The organism is Aureibaculum marinum (assembly GCF_003813905.1).
Taxonomy (GTDB): domain Bacteria; phylum Bacteroidota; class Bacteroidia; order Flavobacteriales; family Flavobacteriaceae; genus Aureibaculum; species Aureibaculum marinum.
The window spans coordinates 25,776-43,238 of sequence record NZ_RPFJ01000049.1; the positions used below are offsets into that span (position 1 = coordinate 25,776).

The window sequence follows — 17,463 nt, forward strand, 5'->3', positions numbered from 1 at the left end:
AAATACAATCGATTGTATTTTGTTTTGTTTTTCATTTTTATTGAAACTTAAAATAAGTAACTGCATTATTATAACAGATATCTTGTATCATTTTACCAATAAAAGGAATGTCATTTGGAACTATTCCCGCTTTAATATCTTCTGCAATTAAATTACATAAAATTCTTCGAAAATACTCGTGTCTAGGAAATGATAAAAAACTACGACTGTCAGTTAGCATTCCTACAAATCTGCTTAAAAGCCCCATATTAGAGAGCGTATTAAGTTGCTTTTCCATCCCATCTTTTTGATCTAAAAACCACCAGCCAGACCCAAATTGCATTTTCCCAGGAATACCAGCTTCACTATAATTTCCAATCATGGTAGCAAACACTTCATTTTGAGAAGGGTTTAAATTATAGGTTATGGTTTTGCTCAAACAATTTTCTGCATCTAAATTGTTAAATAAAGTAGACATGGCTTCGGCCTGGTTAAAATCTCCAATAGAATCACATCCAACATCGGCTCCAACTTCTTTTAGCAAACGACTATTATTATCTCGTAATGCTCCTAAATGAAATTGTTGTACCCAACCTTTAGCGTGATACATTTTACATAAATTAAATAAAATATACGAAGCATATACATTTACTTCATCTTGTGTTAACTTTTTATTATTTAATCTCTTTTTAAAGATTATATCAACTTCTTTTTCATTAAAATCATAAGCATAAATTTGTTTCAATCCATAATCAGCCAACTTACATCCATGTTCATCAAAATAATTTACTCGGCATTGAATAGCCTCTAAAAAATCACTTAGATTATCAATTGAAAAATCAACACAAGTTTCAAGTTTTTTGAGATAAATTAAAAAAGAATCCTTTTCAATTAAAACCAAATCATCAGGTCTAAAAGTAGGTAATACTTTGGTATAAAAATTCTTTTTAGCAATAGTTTTATGATGTTCTAAACTATCAGTAGGGTCGTCAGTAGTACAAATAACTTCAACATTCATTTGAGCCAATAAATCAGCTGGCGTTTTTGTAGCTAAAACAGCATTTGCTTTTGTATAAATTGCCTTTTGTGTACTAGGTTGCAATATTTGGTCAATGTCAAAATATCTTTTTAACTCTAATTGTGTCCAATGAAACAACGGATTTCTTAATGTATAGGGCACTGTTTCTGCCCATTTTTGAAAACGTTCTTCTTTTGTTGAATTTCCAGTAATAAATTTTTCTTCGATTCCGTTGGCTCGCATCGCTCGCCATTTATAATGATCTCCGTTTAACCATGCGTCAGTAATATTACTAATAGGCAAATCTTCTGCAATTTGTTTAGGCGATAAATGATTGTGATAATCTATTATAGGCATATCCTTAGCATAATCGTGATATAAAATTATAGCCTCTTTTGAGTGAAGCAAAAAGTTATCAGTTATAAACTTTTTAGCATTTATTTGATTCATTTCTCAAGGCTTTTAGAAATTCCTAATTCCAATCCTCTTAACTCTGCTAAACCTCGTAACCGTCCAATTCCGGAATAACCAGGATTTGTCTTTTTATGTAAATCATCTAACATTTGATGTCCGTGATCTGGACGCATAGGCATTCTTAAATCTTTTCTTCCTTCATTTTTTCGTTTTTGTTGCTCTTTTATCAAAGACTTCATAACGGCATACATATCTACATCACCTTCCAAATGATTAGCTTCATGAAAATTACCTAATGCATCTCTTTTTGTACTTCTTAGATGAATAAAATGAATTCTACTTCCTAAACGTTCTACCATTCTAGGCAAATCATTGTCAGCTCTTACTCCAAAAGAACCTGTGCAAAAAGTCAACCCATTATTTAAACTATCAACAGCTTTATATAAATCTAAAATATCTTGTTCTGTACTTACCACTCTAGGCAATCCTAAAATTGGATAAGGAGGATCATCAGGATGAATACACATTAATACTCCTGCCTTTTCAGCAGAAGGAATAATTTGTTCTAGAAAATAAAACAGGTGTTTTTTTAATTCTTTTGAACCTATTTGATTATAAGTTGCAAGAATAGCATTAAATTCTTCTAAAGTATATCCTTCCTCTGCTCCGGGTAAGCCAGCAATAATATTTTTAATTAACAGATTTTTATCAGCCTCGCTCATGTTGTTGAACGTCACTTCTGCATCTGCCAATTGCTTTGATGTATAAGTTTCTTTTGCTCCGGGTCTTTCTAGTAAAAAGACTTCGAAAACTGCAAATGCAGTAGCATCAAAACGTAATGCTTTTGACCCGTCTTCAACTTCAAATTCCAAATCTGTACGTGTCCAGTCTAATACAGGCATAAAATTATAACAAACGGTATCTATACCACATGTTCCTAAATTAAGAAGTGTTTGTTTATAATTATCTATATAGGTTTTAAAGTTACCTGTTTGGGTTTTAATATTTTCATGAATTGGAACACTTTCTACAACAGACCATGTTAATCCGGCTTGCTCAATAATTTGTTTGCGTTTTAGTATTTCTTCAATTGACCAAACTTCACCATTTGGAATATGATGCAATGCAGATACTATACCTGTTGCACCAGCTTGTTTTATATCAGATAATGTTACAGGATCATTTGGCCCATACCATCTCCATGTTTGTTCTAAGCTCATTACTTTAAAATTAGATTATAATTTATTTGTTTTCTTTTATCTATTTGATTGCTCATTTATAAGTAAAAAGAGACATTTAGACATTAAACACCACTATATGCAGCAAATCCACCATCTATTGGCACCACAACACCTGTCACAAATTTTGATCCTTCTCCACACAACCAAAGGGTTGTACCTATTAAATCTTCAGGTTCTCCATAACGCCCCATTGGTGTTTGATCTATAATTTGCTGACCTCTTTGAGTTAAACTACCGTCTTCATGAGTTAATAATGATCTATTCTGATCTGTAAGAAAAAAGCCTGGTGCTAAAGCATTTACACGAATACCAACTTTTGAAAAATGCACTGCCAACCATTGTGTGAAATTTGAAACAGCAGCTTTTGCACCACTATAGGCAGGTATTTTTGTTAATGGTGTAAAAGCATTCATTGAAGATATATTTAAAACACTACAACCTTCTTTTCCAACCATATCTCTGGCAAACACTTGTGTAGGAAGTAATGTCCCTATAAAATTTAAATCAAAAACAAATTTAATACCTTCAGAATCTAAATCGAAAAATGTTTTAAAATCATCGGAATCATTAAGTAAATCTTCTTTATACAAAAAAGGATTAGATGTGGTACCTAAAGGGTGATTTCCTCCGGCTCCATTAATAAGAATATCACAACTTCCTAATATATCATTTACCTCATTTCTCGCAACCTCTAAAGATTCTTTTTTTAACACATCAGCAGCAACTGCAATAGCTGTTCCACCTACGTCTTTAATTTTGTTGGCTACTTTTTCTGCTGCCTCTATTCTTAAATCTAAAACAGCTATTTTGTTTCCTTTTTTGGCAAGTGCTTCTGCTAATGTACTACAAAGTACACCTCCAGCTCCTGTTAAAACTATTACTTTATTCATTTTTATTAAATTTTATGTGATTTACTGGTTTTAAAAGTAATTTAATTTGAACTTTTTAAAAGGCTTAAAACTATTGATAGTCAAATGTAATCATAATTTTTCGTGTACGTACACGAAAAAGTGAATTTTTTTAATTCAACACTAATTACTAAAAATCTAGTATGGTTTTACAAAACAGGAAATAAGTAGAAAATTCATTTACATTGAATTTTAACATAGAGCAATTTAACAAAAAAAAAGCCCACTCTTCAGCGGGCAATTTTTCTCTAACTAAACTATCAATTTAAACTAACTTTTTAAGCTCTCTTTTTAAAAGTAATCTATAATTTTTGGGAAGTGAATTTGCTAAATAAGATTAGCAAATCCACAAAAGTATTTATAGCAATTTTCCCACTACGCCTTTAAACTACTCTTGATAAAAATATTGTAATAAATGTTTCTTTTTAGTGACTTATAAAAAGTTTACTTTATGTTTCATTTATTAAACCTAAATCAAGTGCGTTAAAAGTTCTATTTTATTTAACTAATTAGTTTCGGCTCTTTAGGTATAGAACAACAACCGTGCTAAAATTCCTACCTTATAATAAAAAAAAATCAAAAAAAATTATAACCTGCTATTTATCAATGTTTTAAATTTTTAAAAAAAATTTACTTTCTATAATTCATCTATTAAATTAAATCTTAAATTGCGAATGTCCATTTACAATTTAATAATTATTAAAAATAAAATAGCGTCTTATTTTTCTTTAAATCCTCTATTAAACCTTATTAATCGTATAATTCTAGCATATAAAAACAATAATTTATACTATTTTGTAGTTATTAGAGTGTTTATTATTAGGAATATATTAACAAAGTTAAGCTGATATTTTCTTGAATAAAAACTCTAAATCAACCAATACTAAATAAATTATCTCAATTAAATGGTACAGTCTTTAAATACAAATGTTTGTGAGGAGCGTATTTTTTCTAACTTATTTAAAACCCTGTCAAAAGATGTACATAACTTTTTACGGTATAAGTATGGGGATAATTTAAATCCGAAGGATAAAGTTCAAGAAGCTTTTATTAAATTGTGGGACAATTGTAAAAATGTAACGCCAGAAAAGGCAAAATCTTTTTTATTTACTACGGCAAATAATATGATGCTTAATGAAGTAAAACATCAAAAGGTTGTTCTTAAACATCAACAAGTTAAGCCTAAAGATTATACGAATGAGAATCCTGAATTTATAATGGAGGAATCAGAGTATATGAAAAAATACCAACGGGCATTAGGTAATTTAACTGAAGCTCAACGAGAAGCTTTTCTAATGAACAGAATTGAAGGTAAGAAACATAAAGAGATTGCAGAAGAATTAGGTATTTCTAGAAAAGGTGTAGAAAAAAGAATTTATGGAGCTTTAGAGAAATTAAGAAAGGAAATTGATGGAATTTAATATATATTAGTAGGAATTAATGCGAAGAAGTTGTTACATAGATGAAGTGTCTCTAAAAAGAATTAAAAATAATTCTATACTTAGGGTAGGAAAAGTCCAACTTCAGTTGTTATGTAATAAGAAACATTGATATGAAAAAAGAAATTTTAATACAAAAATGGTTAGACGGCGAGTTAAACGACGCCGAACTTGCTGCTTTTAAGGCATTGCCTGAGTATGCGTCTTACATAAAGATTTCCGAAAAGGCAAAGCTTTTTGAAGACACATCTTACGATGTTGAAATGGAGTATAGCAAATTAGATGCTATTATAAAAGAACGGCGTCAAAAAGATCCTCCGGTAAAAACGCTAAATTGGATAAAACCTTTAATGCGAGTAGCTGCAATACTTGTAGTAGGATTAGCCATTTATTACGCTCCTCTTTATGGAGATACAACCACTGTTAAAACATTAGCAAGCAATCAAAAAACATTAGAATTGCCAGATAATTCAAGTGTAAAATTAAATGCTGAATCATCTATTCAATTCAAAAAAGGAAATTGGAAAAACAATAGAGAAGTAAATTTAGTAGGTGAGGCTTATTTTAAAGTTGCAAAAGGATCACAATTTGATGTAAACACTTGGTTAGGTAAAGTAAGCGTATTAGGTACACAATTTAATGTTAAACAACGCGTTAATTATTTTGAAGTTACCTGTTATGAAGGTTTAGTAAGTGTAAACTATAAAGGGAAGGAAATAAAACTTCCAGCAGGTAAATCTTTCAAAGTAATTGGAAATGAAATTGTTGAAGACGAAACTAAAGATTCTTTGCCTTCATGGTCAAGTAAAAAAATGGCTAGTTTCAAAAGTGTTCCTTACAGCGAAGTTATCAATGAATTTGAAAGACAATATAACACTAAAGTAGAAACTAAAAATGTAGATACAAACCAATTATTTACAGGTAGTTTTGCATTAAATGACCAAGAATTAGCTTTAAAAGCAATAACATTACCATTACAGTTGAAGTATAACAAGGAAAATAAAACCAAAATTGTATTAACTAAAGAGTGATAAAAAAGCGATTACTTCTTAGTCTAATCTTTTTATCTTTTTTTTGTCTAAACTCACTTACAGCCCAAACCAAAAAAGATAGGCAATCGCTTATTAAAATTTTAGAAAAATTAGAGTCACGTTTCGACTCTAATTTTTCATTTATAGATAAAGACATTAATAACATTTTTATTCCAGCCCCCGCAGATTCTCTTAATTTAACAGAATCTATTAATTACCTACAAAACAATACTTCTTTAGTATTTACTATTCTTGGAAGTAACTTCATAACCATTACTAAAGACAGATCAAATTTATTCTCTGTTTGCGGATATTTAATGGATGGAACCACAAACTTTCCCATTGAAAGTGCCGTCATTCAAACAAAGAACACTTCTGTTATAAGTGATGAAAATGGGTATTTTATATTGGAAGACCTTTCGAAAAATGACATCATTACAATTCGACATATTAGTTATAATGTATACACTGATTATGCTAAAAATTTAAATACCGAAAGTTGTGAAGTTATTTTTTTAGATTCTAAAATTGAAAACTTATCTGAAATTATCCTTAAAGATTATATTACTCAAGGTATAAACAAGGTTATGGATGGAAGCATAAGTGTAAATTACAAAAATTTTGGTACAGTACCAGGATTAATAGAAACAGATGTTTTACAAACCATACAAGTAGTTCCTGGAATTCAAAGTATAGACGAAACGGTTTCAAACATTAATGTAAGAGGTGGTACACACGATCAAAACTTAATAGTATGGGACGGCATAAAACTGTATCAATCTGGACATTTTTTTGGTTTAATTTCTGCAGTAAATCCTCGTATTGCTAAGAAAGTAAAACTCTATAAAAACGGTACACCAACCTCTTATACTGATGGGATCTCTGGCACTATTGACATGGAATCTGACCGGATTACAAATAAGGTTTTAAATGCTGAAATAGGATTAAATTTTATAAATCTAGATGCCTTTATAGACATTCCTATTCATAAAAACTCGTCTTTACAAATAGCTTCTAGAACTTCTATAAATGATTTTTTAAATACGCCAACATATACACAATATTTTGATAGAGCTTTTCAAAATACCGACGTTGTAATAAGTACAAGTAACACTAATACTACTGATGAAAAATTCGATTTTTACGATCTAAGTTTACGATGGCTTTACAAAGTTTCTGCAAAAGACAATATTAGAGTAAATTTTTTACACCTTAACAACAATTTAACCATTAGTGAAAATGCTTTTGGCGGTGGGCAAACAGCTTCATACGAAAGTTCTTTAAATCAAAGTAATATTGCGGGTGGTGTTGAATACAAAAGAAGATGGAATGACAAATTTCAGACTACAGCTCAGGTATATGCCACAGAATATGAATTAAAAGGAACCAATTTTGATGTTATTAATGAACTTATTTTAAATCAAAATAATAAAATAACAGAAATAGGAATCGATATAAACTCAAGACTAGAATTGAATGATTATTTAACGTTACACAACGGCTATCATTATAGAAATACGATGATTTCTAATGCTGATAAATTAAATTTTCCGCCATTAGATACTGTCGCAAAAGAAACTATTCAATCTCATGCCATCTCTTCAACAGCGGCCTATAGATCTGAAGATGGCAATACCAACATTAACTTTGGTCTTCGGTTTAATTACCTCAATGCTTTAAATAAACTACTAATTGAGCCTAGATTAAATTTTAATTATAGAATAAATGATAAAATTACATTAGAAGTTCTAGGTGAATTTAAAAGTCAAACTACAACTCTAATTAATGATTTTAGAAACAACTTTTTAGGTATTGAGAGTAGAAGATGGACATTAGCAAATGACAATTCTATTCCAATTTTAAAAAGTAAACAAATTTCTTTCGGCTCTAATTATAGTAATGAAGGATTATTAATAAATGCCGAAATCTATTACAAACACGTTAATGGAATTACCGCTCAAAGTCAAGGATTTCGGAACCAATACGAATTTATTAATACAACCGGAGATTATAATGTTAAAGGTTTTGACTTTATGGTAAATAATAAAATTGGAAATTTTAATACATGGTTAGGCTATTCTTTAGCAGACAATAATTATAAGTTTAAAGAATTGGATACTGAAAAATTTCCAAGTAATTACGATATTAGACACACAATCTCGTTGGCAGGAGGCTATAGATTTGATAAACTAAAACTTTCTGCTGGTGCCAATTGGCGTACAGGCAAACCAACAACAAAACCTGTAGTAGGTAATGAAATCTCTAACAATCTAGTCAATTACCAGTCACCAAACAGCAGTAATCTAGATTCTTATTTTCGAGTAGATGCATCAGTTATTTATGATTTTAATTTTTCAAAAACCATAAAAGCTCAAGCTGGACTTTCTGTACTTAATGTTTTAGACAGGAAAAATATTATCAATACGTATTATTATGTAGATTCAAATACAAATACAGCAAAAGAAATTAATACATATTCGTTAGGTTTCACCCCAAATGTTGCGTTTAGGGTATTTTTCTAGAAGCTAATAAGTTTTACAATAAAAAAAAGAAATCAATTTTACTAAAAAACCCCACAAGCTTATTGGTTTGCGGGGTTTATTTTAAAAATTCAATGGTATTTAAACCACTCAAAATTTACTTCTTATTTTGCATTTTCCTTTTTAATCAAGTTTAACGCAGAACCTTCTTTAAACCATTGTATTTGACTATCATTATAAGTATGATTTGCAATAATGGTATCTTCAGTTCCATCTGCATGTTTAACTAAAATAGTTAAAGGTTTGTCTGGTGCGAAATCAACTAAATCAATAAAATCAAAAGTATCATCTTCTTGAATTTTATCATAATCAGCTTCATTAGCAAAGGTTAAACCTAACATTCCTTGTTTTTTAAGGTTTGTTTCATGAATCCTAGCAAATGATTTCACTAAAACAGCAATAACACCTAAGTGTCTAGGTTGCATAGCTGCATGTTCACGAGAAGATCCTTCACCATAATTATGGTCACCTACAACAATAGTTGGAATTCCTTCTTTTTTATAAGCTCTTGCAGTATCTGGCACACCTCCATACTCTCCAGTTAATTGATTTTTAATCATATTTGTTTGCTTATTAAAAGCATTAACAGCACCAATTAACGTATTGTTAGAAATATTATCTAAATGACCTCTATAACGCAACCAAGGGCCTGCCATAGAAATATGGTCAGTTGTACACTTACCAAAAGCCTTAATTAATAATTTAGCTCCTGTAATATTTTTACCATCCCAAGGTTTAAAAGGTTCTAGCAATTGTAATCTTTCACTTTCTTTAGAAACTTTTACTTCAACAGAGCTTCCATCTTCTATAGGAGCTAAATATCCATTATCATCAACATCAAAACCTTCAGGTGGTAATTCTAATCCTTTTGGTTCATCTAATTTTACTTCTTGTCCATCTTCATTTATCAAAGTATCATTCATTGGATCAAAGTCCAATTTACCTGAGATAGCAATAGCAGCAACCATTTCTGGAGACCCTACAAAAGCATGCGTATTTGGATTGCCATCTGCACGTTTAGAAAAGTTTCTATTAAAAGAGTGTACTATGGTATTCTTTTTATCCCCTAGAGCATCACTTCTATCCCACTGTCCAATACATGGCCCACAGGCATTTGTAAATATTGTTGCACCTAAGTTTTCAAATACACTTAACAATCCATCACGCTCTGCAGTAAATCTAATTTGCTCAGAACCAGGATTAATACCAAAATCACTCTTTGGTTTTAATTTTTTATCAATAGCTTGTTGAGCAATAGAAGCGGCACGTGTTAAATCTTCGTAAGATGAATTTGTACAAGAACCTATCAATCCCCAATCTACTTTTAATGGCCAATCATTTTTTCTTGCTTTCTCTCCTAATTCTCCAACTGGTGTTGCTAAATCTGGAGTAAAAGGACCATTTAAATGAGGACGTAATGTAGAAAGATCAATTTCAATAACTTGATCAAAATATTTTTCAGGTTCTGCATAAACCTCAGGATCACCAGTTAAATGTTCTTTTATTTTATTAGCTTCATCAGCGATATCATTTCTATCGGTAGCACGTAAAAAACGTTCCATAGCTTCGTCATAACCAAAAGTAGATGTGGTAGCACCTATTTCTGCTCCCATATTACAAATAGTTCCTTTACCCGTACATGATAAGTTTCTTGCTCCTTCTCCAAAATATTCAACAATAGCTCCTGTTCCTCCTTTTACAGTTAAAATACCTGCTACTTTTAAAATAACATCTTTAGAAGCGGTCCAACCATTTAATTTTCCTGTTAACTTTACTCCTATTAATTTAGGAAATTTTAATTCCCAAGGCATACCTGCCATTACATCAACAGCATCAGCACCTCCAACACCTACTGCAACCATTCCTAAACCACCTGCATTTACCGTATGTGAATCTGTACCAATCATCATTCCTCCTGGAAATGCATAATTTTCTATAACTACTTGATGAATAATACCTGCACCTGGTTTCCAAAAACCAATTCCATATTTATTAGAAACTGATTCTAAAAAATTAAAAACTTCGCTACTCGTTTCATTAGCTCGTTTTAAATCTTGTTTAGCTCCTTGTTTGGCTTGAATTAAGTGATCACAATGAACTGTAGTTGGCACAGCTACTTTTGGCTTTCCTGCTTGCATAAATTGCAATAATGCCATCTGTGCTGTAGCATCTTGACAAGCAATTCTATCTGGTTTAAAATCAACATAAGATTTTCCTCTTGTGTAAACTTGAGTTGGCATACCTTCGTCTAGATGAGAATATAAAATCTTTTCTGCTAATGTTAAAGGCTTTCCTGTTAATGTTCTCGCCTTGTTAATACGTTCACCCATAGTTTTGTAAACGTTCCTAATCATTTCAATATCAAATGCCATAATATTTATCTATTTCTTAAAATTAATGCTCACAAATGTAACTAATTATTAAAACTTTTTAAAATATTCATAAAATAAAATAACCCTAAACAGAACGTATTAGAGAATAATCAAAAAAAACGAATTTTCATTACAGAAAATGTTACTTCTGGTAAGAATTTTTACGATTTACTTGTAGCAAATAAAACTGAAAGTGCAGTTTTCAAACGATTTCGGCAGACAAACCTAACTCTAATAAACGTGAGCAACGTGGTTTTAATTCGTCATACTCACCAGTCTTAACTGTGCATTTTCCATTGTAATGCACAATATAGGCACATTGTTCTGCTTGCTCAGGAGTGTGATTACATACGCTAATTAGTGACTCAATAACATGTTCAAAAGTATTAACATCGTCATTAAATAGTATAATTTCATATTGCTTGACATCCTGTTCAAGAACATCAAAATCTTCCTGTTTTTTATGTTGTGTAGTACTCATAATGTTTGTAAATGTAAAAAAAAGATTCCAAATTCAAAACATTTTAACAGTTTAGCTTTTCACGTATTTCAGTGCAACCCAGTTGTTTCTCTCTATTGTATCTTCTAAATTGAATCCATATTTTATGGCTTCTGAATCAATAATTGGAATGTCTTCTTGATAAAAACCGCTTAATAATAAAATTCCATTTTCAAACAAACAATTCGCATAGGTTTTTATATCATTAAGCAAAATATTTCTGTTAATATTAGCAATTATTACATCATAACTTTTATTAGTGAGCAAGGTGGCATCACCTTCATAAACACTAATATGTTTACAATTATTGCGTTCTACATTTTCTAAAGAATTTTCGTAACACCAATTGTCAATATCAATAGCATCAAGGGGTTTGGCACCTTTCATTTCAGCTAAAATTGCCAAAATTCCAGTACCACATCCCATATCTAAAACTTTTTTATCTTTTAAATTTAACTTTAAAAGATGTTGTACCATCATGTGTGTAGTTTCATGATGTCCAGTACCAAAACTCATTTTAGGTTCAATTACAATATCATACTTTAAATTAGGATTGTCATGAAAAGGAGCTCTTATACTTACCAAATCATCTACCTGAATGGGATTAAAATTTTTCTCCCACTCACTATTCCAATTTACTTGTTCTATCTCCTCCTTAGTGAATGAAATTTCAAACTCATCACTTTTAAGAATGTATATTTCATCTAATATATCATCTGCATCATCCTCCTTTTGAATGTAAGCAATAAAACCATTTTCGTTTTCCACAAAACTTTCAAAACCAACATTTCCTAATTCTGCAATTAAAATTTCTGTTGTTGGTTGTAATGGTGAAACAATAAAGTTATAAGCAATGTAAATGTTTGACATTTGTGAAACTCAATAAAGTTAATACTGTAGTTTTTTTAAGTTTAAGGCTCCAAATTTGGAGCCTTAATCATAAAATTATATTTATTTCTAGTTATATAGCATCAATTAATGCTACAAAATCATCAGCTTTTAAAGATGCACCACCTATTAAACCTCCATCAACATCTTCTTTAGAAAAAATTTCTTTTGCATTAGCAGGTTTTACACTTCCTCCATATAAGATAGAAACATTTTCTGCTACTTTAGCATCATATTTTTCAGAAATTATTTTTCTAATAAATGCATGCATTTCTTGAGCTTGTTCAGGACTTGCTGTTTCTCCTGTACCAATTGCCCAAACTGGTTCATAGGCTAAAATTATATTTTTCCATGCTTTAGCATCTAAATGAAACAACGCATTTTTTAATTGACTTTCAACAATTTCAAAATGTTTGTCGTTTTTTCTCTCTTCTAGTTTTTCTCCAAAACAAAAAATAATTTCTAATTTATTTTTTAATGCTTGGTCTACTTTTTTAGTCAATATTTCATCTGTTTCACAAAAATATTCTCTTCGTTCAGAATGACCTAAAATAACAGTTTTAATTCCTATACTTTTTAACATATCTGCAGAAATCTCTCCAGTAAAAGCACCACTATCCGCTTGATGCATATTTTGTGCAGCAACTTCAACAGCAGATTTTTTTGCTTTTTTAACCACAGCTCTTAAATTAACATAAGTTGGAGAAACGATTACTCTCGTATTCTTCAATTCTTTGCCTTTTATAGCTTTTTTAATACCCTTAACTAATGCTTTAGATTCAGATAAATTATTGTTCATTTTCCAGTTTCCGGCAACTATGTTTTTTCTCATTTTATGGAATTTAATGTTAACTTTATTTAAAGTACAAATATAAGAACAAGTGTTGACTTTTGTTTTATAATTACAAAAGAATAATCTATTAATAATTACTATTTTTGTGAAAATTATTGAGGTTTATGACAAAAAAGCAACTTATTGAACAAATCCGATTAAAAAAGTCTTTTTTATGTATTGGTTTAGATGTTGATTTAGATAAAATTCCTTCCCATCTAAAACAATTAGACGATCCTATATTTGAGTTTAATAAACAAATTATTGATGCCACACATCATTTAACCGTTGCTTATAAACCCAATATTGCTTTTTACGAAGCTTACGGAATTAAAGGATGGCAATCTTTAGAAAAAACTATAAAATACCTCAACAACAATTATCCTGAAATTTTTACTATTGCTGATGCTAAACGAGGTGATATTGGAAACACATCAACGCGTTATGCAAAGGCTTTTTTTGACGATTTAAACTTTGACTCAATTACGGTTGCCCCTTATATGGGAAGAGACTCTGTTGAACCTTTTTTAGCATTTGAAGATAAATTTACTATACTTTTAGCTTTAACATCAAATGCTGGCGGGTTGGATTTTCAAACCTCAGAATACAACAATGAACAACTTTACCAGAGCGTTTTAAAAACATCTCTTAATTATAAAAATTCAGATAACTTAATGTATGTAGTTGGTGCTACAAGACCTGATTTTTTTCAGAAAATTAGAAAAATTGTACCCCATCACTTTTTATTAGTCCCTGGCGTTGGTGCTCAAGGTGGAAGCTTGCAAGAGGTTTGTAAATACGGTTTAACTGACAACATTGGATTATTAGTAAATTCAAGTAGAGGCATTATTTACGCTTCTAATAGTGAAGATTTTGCAGAAAAAGCAACAGAAAAAGCTTTGGAATTGCAAAAAGAAATGGAACTATTAATTAAAAGCTAAACAAAACACTTATTTTTATAAAGAGATTTAACTTAAATAAGAGTTCATACTAATCCTATTTAATGATTGATTATTCTTTTCACAAACTCGTCTAAGGCTAACATTTGACGATATCCTTTCTTTTTTCCTAACTGCCCAAAAACATAAAAGAGAATCCAAATAATTGGCATAGCAATACACATGCTCATAGCAAATTGATACTCCTGTTTTAAACTATATTGTGTATATGCCATAATTAAAAAAACAAAAAAGGCCAACCCAACAATAAAATGAAAAAACATAAACATTGTCCAAACTTGAGGTTTAGGTCCAAATAATCCTTTTAAAAAAGCTTTACCCTCTTCTTCTACAATTTCAATCTGTAATTGTGGAGACCAAAAATGATCTTCATTTTTAGGAACATCAATAATAATATGACTATCAGACATTTTTGTTCTAAATTCATATTTATTTTCAGCAAAAAAAGTTTGAAACTTTTTTAAAATAACGTCTTTACTCTCTTTTAACTCTTCTCTGAAACGAGGTTTTAAAAGAATAGCATTTAGTTTATTATCATGAAGTGGTTGGTTCAAAAGTTTATAATTTTTTATTTTTTGTTAATGGTTAAAAATAGTAAATAAAATTTAACATCCATTCCAAGCCATTGAGAAACTTTTAAATAGAGTGCAAATTTTTTCACCTATCTTTGTAGCCTAATTATTTATTAATTATGAGTATAGTTGCTATTGTAGGAAGACCCAATGTAGGGAAATCGACTTTTTTTAACCGTTTAATTCAACGCCGTGAAGCGATTGTTGATGCTGTTAGTGGTGTTACACGAGATAGACATTATGGAAAAAGCGAATGGAATGGTAGAGAATTTACATTAATTGATACTGGTGGTTATGTAAAAGGTTCTGATGATGTTTTTGAAACCGAAATTGATAAACAAGTTGAATTGGCTATTGACGAAGCAGATGTTATTATTTTTATGGTTGATGTGGAAGCCGGAGTAACAGGTATGGATGAAGATGTAGCAAAATTACTTCGCAAAATAAAAAAACCTGTTTTATTAGCAGTTAACAAAGTAGATAATAGCAAACGTAACGCTGAAGCGGTAGAGTTTTACTCATTAGGTTTAGGAGAATATTATACCATTGCAAGTATAAATGGTAGTGGTACAGGAGATTTATTAGACGCCTTAGTTAAAGAATTACCTGAAAAAGAAGAAGAAAATAAAGATGATTTACCCCGATTTGCGGTTGTAGGAAGGCCTAATGCTGGAAAATCTTCATTTATTAATGCTTTAATTGGTGAAGATCGATATATTGTAACTGACATAGCCGGCACAACTAGAGATGCTATAGACACCAAATACAATCGTTTTGGTTTTGAATTTAATTTAGTAGATACCGCTGGCATAAGAAGAAAAAGCAAAGTAAAAGAAGATTTGGAGTTTTACTCTGTTATGCGTTCGGTGCGAGCTATTGAACATTCTGATGTAATTTTATTAGTATTGGATGCTACGCGTGGCTTTGAAGGACAAGACCGAAATATTTTTTGGTTGGCAGAAAAAAACAAAAAAGGCATTGTTATACTTGTTAACAAATGGGATTTAGTTGAAAAAAACACAAAAACAACTAAAGAATTTGAAGCTAAAATTAGAAAAGAAATAGAACCTTTTACAGACGTTCCTATTCTCTTTATATCTGCACTTACTAAACAACGTATTTTTAAGGCTATAGAAACAGCTGTTGAAGTTTATGAAAGACGGAAAAGAAGAATTTCTACAAGTAAATTAAATGAAATAATGTTGGATATTGTTCAACAAAATCCGCCACCAGCTTATAAGGGCAAGTATGTAAAAATAAAATTTTGTACTCAATTGCCTACACCTACTCCTCAATTTGCATTTTTCTGCAATTTGCCACAATATGTGAAACCTCCATATAAAAGGTATTTAGAAAATAAAATGCGTGAGTTATTTAATTTTAATGGTGTACCCATTGTAATTTATTTCAGAAAGAAGTAAATATAAACATGTAAAAATAATTACACTTGTCCTGGTTTAGCAGCATACAAGCCAGACAGCAGCTTTAATACTGCCACAATCAGTAATAAAACTAGTGCATAAATCCAATTTCCCGTAAAATCGAAAATACTAGCAAAAATAAATGGACCTGTGGCTGCAACTAAATAACCTATAGATTGAGCCATACCCGAAAGTTCCGTTGCGGATGCAGTATCATGAGATCTTAACACAATAAACAACAATGACAAGCCAAACGAGCCACCTAGTACAAATCCTATTAAAGACACCCAAATTTCTACACCTCCAAATTGAGGTAAAATAAGTCCAACAATTCCAACTATTTCCATTAAAATTAACACCACAACAATACTTCTTTGATCTTGTGTTTTTCCTGCAATTGTAGGTACAATTAATGAAGCTAAAATACCAGTGGCTTGTGACAAAGAAAGCATCCAACCAGAATAATTAGCATTATACCCTCTGCTTTGTAAAATGGCAGGAAGCCAAGCTAAAACAATATAAAAAGTCATAGATTGTAAGCCCATAAACAGAGCTACTTGCCATGCCAAACGCGACTTACTTAATAATTTCATTGCCTTTATGTAATTGTTTTTTTGCAACGGTTTTTTTAATTGTTTTACCTGAGGAATCCATACCAGCATAGCCACAAAAGCCAATAGAGCCCAGATCCCCAAAGAACCTCTCCAACCAACTCCTTTTATATGCGTTAAAGGAACGCTTAAACCTGCTGCTAGAGAAGCTCCTACAGCCATTAAAGAAGAGTACAAACTTGTTACAAATCCTGATTTTTCAGAAAAATTTCTTTTTGTTATTCCAGGTAATAGTACATTACCAAAAGCTATCGCTATTCCAAACAATAACGTACCAAAATAAAGAAAAAAGTTCCCTTCAATAGTTCTTATTAAAATACCAGTCGTTAACAACAGTAAAGCTACTAATAAAGTTTTACCAATACCAAAACGATTTGTAAACAGTGGAGTAAGCATAGAAATAACACCAAAAGCTATTAGTGGTAGTGTTGTTAAAAGACCTAACATTGCATTAGAAAGACCTGTTGCCATTTTAATATCATCAACTAAAGGACCAACACCTGCAAGTGCAGGACGCAAATTAATAGCAATTAATAAAATACCAACAAGTAATAAAACATTAGTTTTTTTTGAAGACTTATTCATTAAATATAGCTTTCTGGTAATGATTTGAATATGAAATGGCGAATGTATTAAACCTATACAACATAATAACAATTTCTATAATTCAATTTTCACTTTACACATATCTAAATGACATTTAAGATTCCTTTAACAAAATTTTAAACTAATTTTTTAG

At 30.5% G+C, this 17,463-nt stretch carries 14 protein-coding genes; 5 read left to right on the top strand and 9 right to left on the bottom strand.

What is annotated here, in order from left to right; all coding sequences use genetic code 11:
* Positions 1–37: 37 nt before the first annotated feature.
* The 3 genes from uxaC to EGM88_RS14095 all read right to left on the bottom strand — a co-directional run bounded on the left by uxaC (position 38) and on the right by EGM88_RS14095 (position 3,542).
* Positions 38–1,447 (bottom strand): glucuronate isomerase, encoded by a 1,410-nt coding sequence (uxaC, locus tag EGM88_RS14085; RefSeq protein ID WP_123899066.1) that lies wholly within the window; start codon positions 1,445–1,447, stop codon positions 38–40.
* On the bottom strand, positions 1,444–2,631 hold the full coding sequence (gene uxuA, locus EGM88_RS14090) for a mannonate dehydratase (RefSeq protein WP_123899067.1): 1,188 nt from the start codon (positions 2,629–2,631) through the stop codon (positions 1,444–1,446). Before uxuA ends, uxaC begins: the two co-directional genes overlap by 4 nt.
* 83 nt (positions 2,632–2,714) lie before the next feature.
* Complete coding sequence (locus EGM88_RS14095; RefSeq protein WP_123899068.1) at positions 2,715–3,542, bottom strand: SDR family oxidoreductase; 828 nt, start codon at positions 3,540–3,542, stop codon at positions 2,715–2,717.
* A 923-nt stretch (positions 3,543–4,465) separates the two neighbouring features.
* Between EGM88_RS14095 and EGM88_RS14100 the strand changes: the two genes are divergently transcribed.
* The 3 genes from EGM88_RS14100 (at position 4,466) to EGM88_RS14110 (ending at position 8,552) form a co-directional block, all read left to right on the top strand.
* Positions 4,466–4,981, top strand: coding sequence for an RNA polymerase sigma factor (locus EGM88_RS14100; protein WP_123899069.1), 516 nt, complete (start codon positions 4,466–4,468; stop codon positions 4,979–4,981).
* 131 nt (positions 4,982–5,112) lie between these two features.
* Positions 5,113–6,030, top strand: coding sequence for a FecR family protein (locus EGM88_RS14105; RefSeq protein ID WP_123899070.1), 918 nt, complete (start codon positions 5,113–5,115; stop codon positions 6,028–6,030).
* Positions 6,027–8,552 carry a TonB-dependent receptor gene (locus EGM88_RS14110; RefSeq protein ID WP_123899071.1) on the top strand — a complete coding sequence of 842 codons (2,526 nt, stop codon included), beginning with the start codon at positions 6,027–6,029 and terminating at the stop codon, positions 8,550–8,552. Before EGM88_RS14105 ends, EGM88_RS14110 begins: the two co-directional genes overlap by 4 nt.
* A gap of 122 nt (positions 8,553–8,674) precedes the next feature.
* Here EGM88_RS14110 and EGM88_RS14115 read toward each other — a convergent pair whose 3' ends face one another.
* The 4 genes from EGM88_RS14115 to tpiA form a co-directional block, all read right to left on the bottom strand.
* Positions 8,675–10,942: an aconitate hydratase gene (locus tag EGM88_RS14115; RefSeq protein WP_123899072.1), complete on the bottom strand. Its 2,268-nt coding sequence runs from the start codon at positions 10,940–10,942 to the stop codon at positions 8,675–8,677.
* Between the two features lie 202 nt (positions 10,943–11,144).
* Entirely contained in the window at positions 11,145–11,423 is a 279-nt protein-coding gene (locus EGM88_RS14120; RefSeq protein ID WP_123899073.1) for an ATP-dependent Clp protease adaptor ClpS, read from the bottom strand.
* A 51-nt stretch (positions 11,424–11,474) separates the two neighbouring features.
* Positions 11,475–12,311, bottom strand: a complete 837-nt coding sequence (prmA, locus tag EGM88_RS14125) for a 50S ribosomal protein L11 methyltransferase (protein WP_123899074.1) — start codon at positions 12,309–12,311, stop codon at positions 11,475–11,477.
* A gap of 91 nt (positions 12,312–12,402) precedes the next feature.
* A complete protein-coding gene (tpiA, locus tag EGM88_RS14130; protein WP_123899075.1) occupies positions 12,403–13,161 on the bottom strand; it encodes a triose-phosphate isomerase in 759 nt (252 codons plus the stop codon).
* 125 nt (positions 13,162–13,286) lie between these two features.
* Here tpiA and pyrF point away from each other — a divergent pair, with 125 nt between their 5' ends.
* Positions 13,287–14,102: an orotidine-5'-phosphate decarboxylase gene (pyrF, locus tag EGM88_RS14135; RefSeq protein WP_123899076.1), complete on the top strand. Its 816-nt coding sequence runs from the start codon at positions 13,287–13,289 to the stop codon at positions 14,100–14,102.
* A gap of 59 nt (positions 14,103–14,161) precedes the next feature.
* Here pyrF and EGM88_RS14140 read toward each other — a convergent pair whose 3' ends face one another.
* A complete protein-coding gene (locus EGM88_RS14140) occupies positions 14,162–14,674 on the bottom strand; it encodes a GTP-binding protein (RefSeq protein WP_123899077.1) in 513 nt (170 codons plus the stop codon).
* Positions 14,675–14,808: 134 nt separating this feature from the next.
* On the opposite strand from EGM88_RS14140, the gene der reads away from it, so the two are divergent.
* Entirely contained in the window at positions 14,809–16,113 is a 1,305-nt protein-coding gene (gene der / locus EGM88_RS14145; protein ID WP_123899078.1) for a ribosome biogenesis GTPase Der, read from the top strand.
* A 20-nt stretch (positions 16,114–16,133) separates the two neighbouring features.
* On the opposite strand, the gene EGM88_RS14150 is transcribed toward der, so the two are convergent.
* On the bottom strand, positions 16,134–17,309 hold the full coding sequence (locus EGM88_RS14150) for a CynX/NimT family MFS transporter (protein WP_123899079.1): 1,176 nt from the start codon (positions 17,307–17,309) through the stop codon (positions 16,134–16,136).
* Positions 17,310–17,463: the final 154 nt, after the last annotated feature.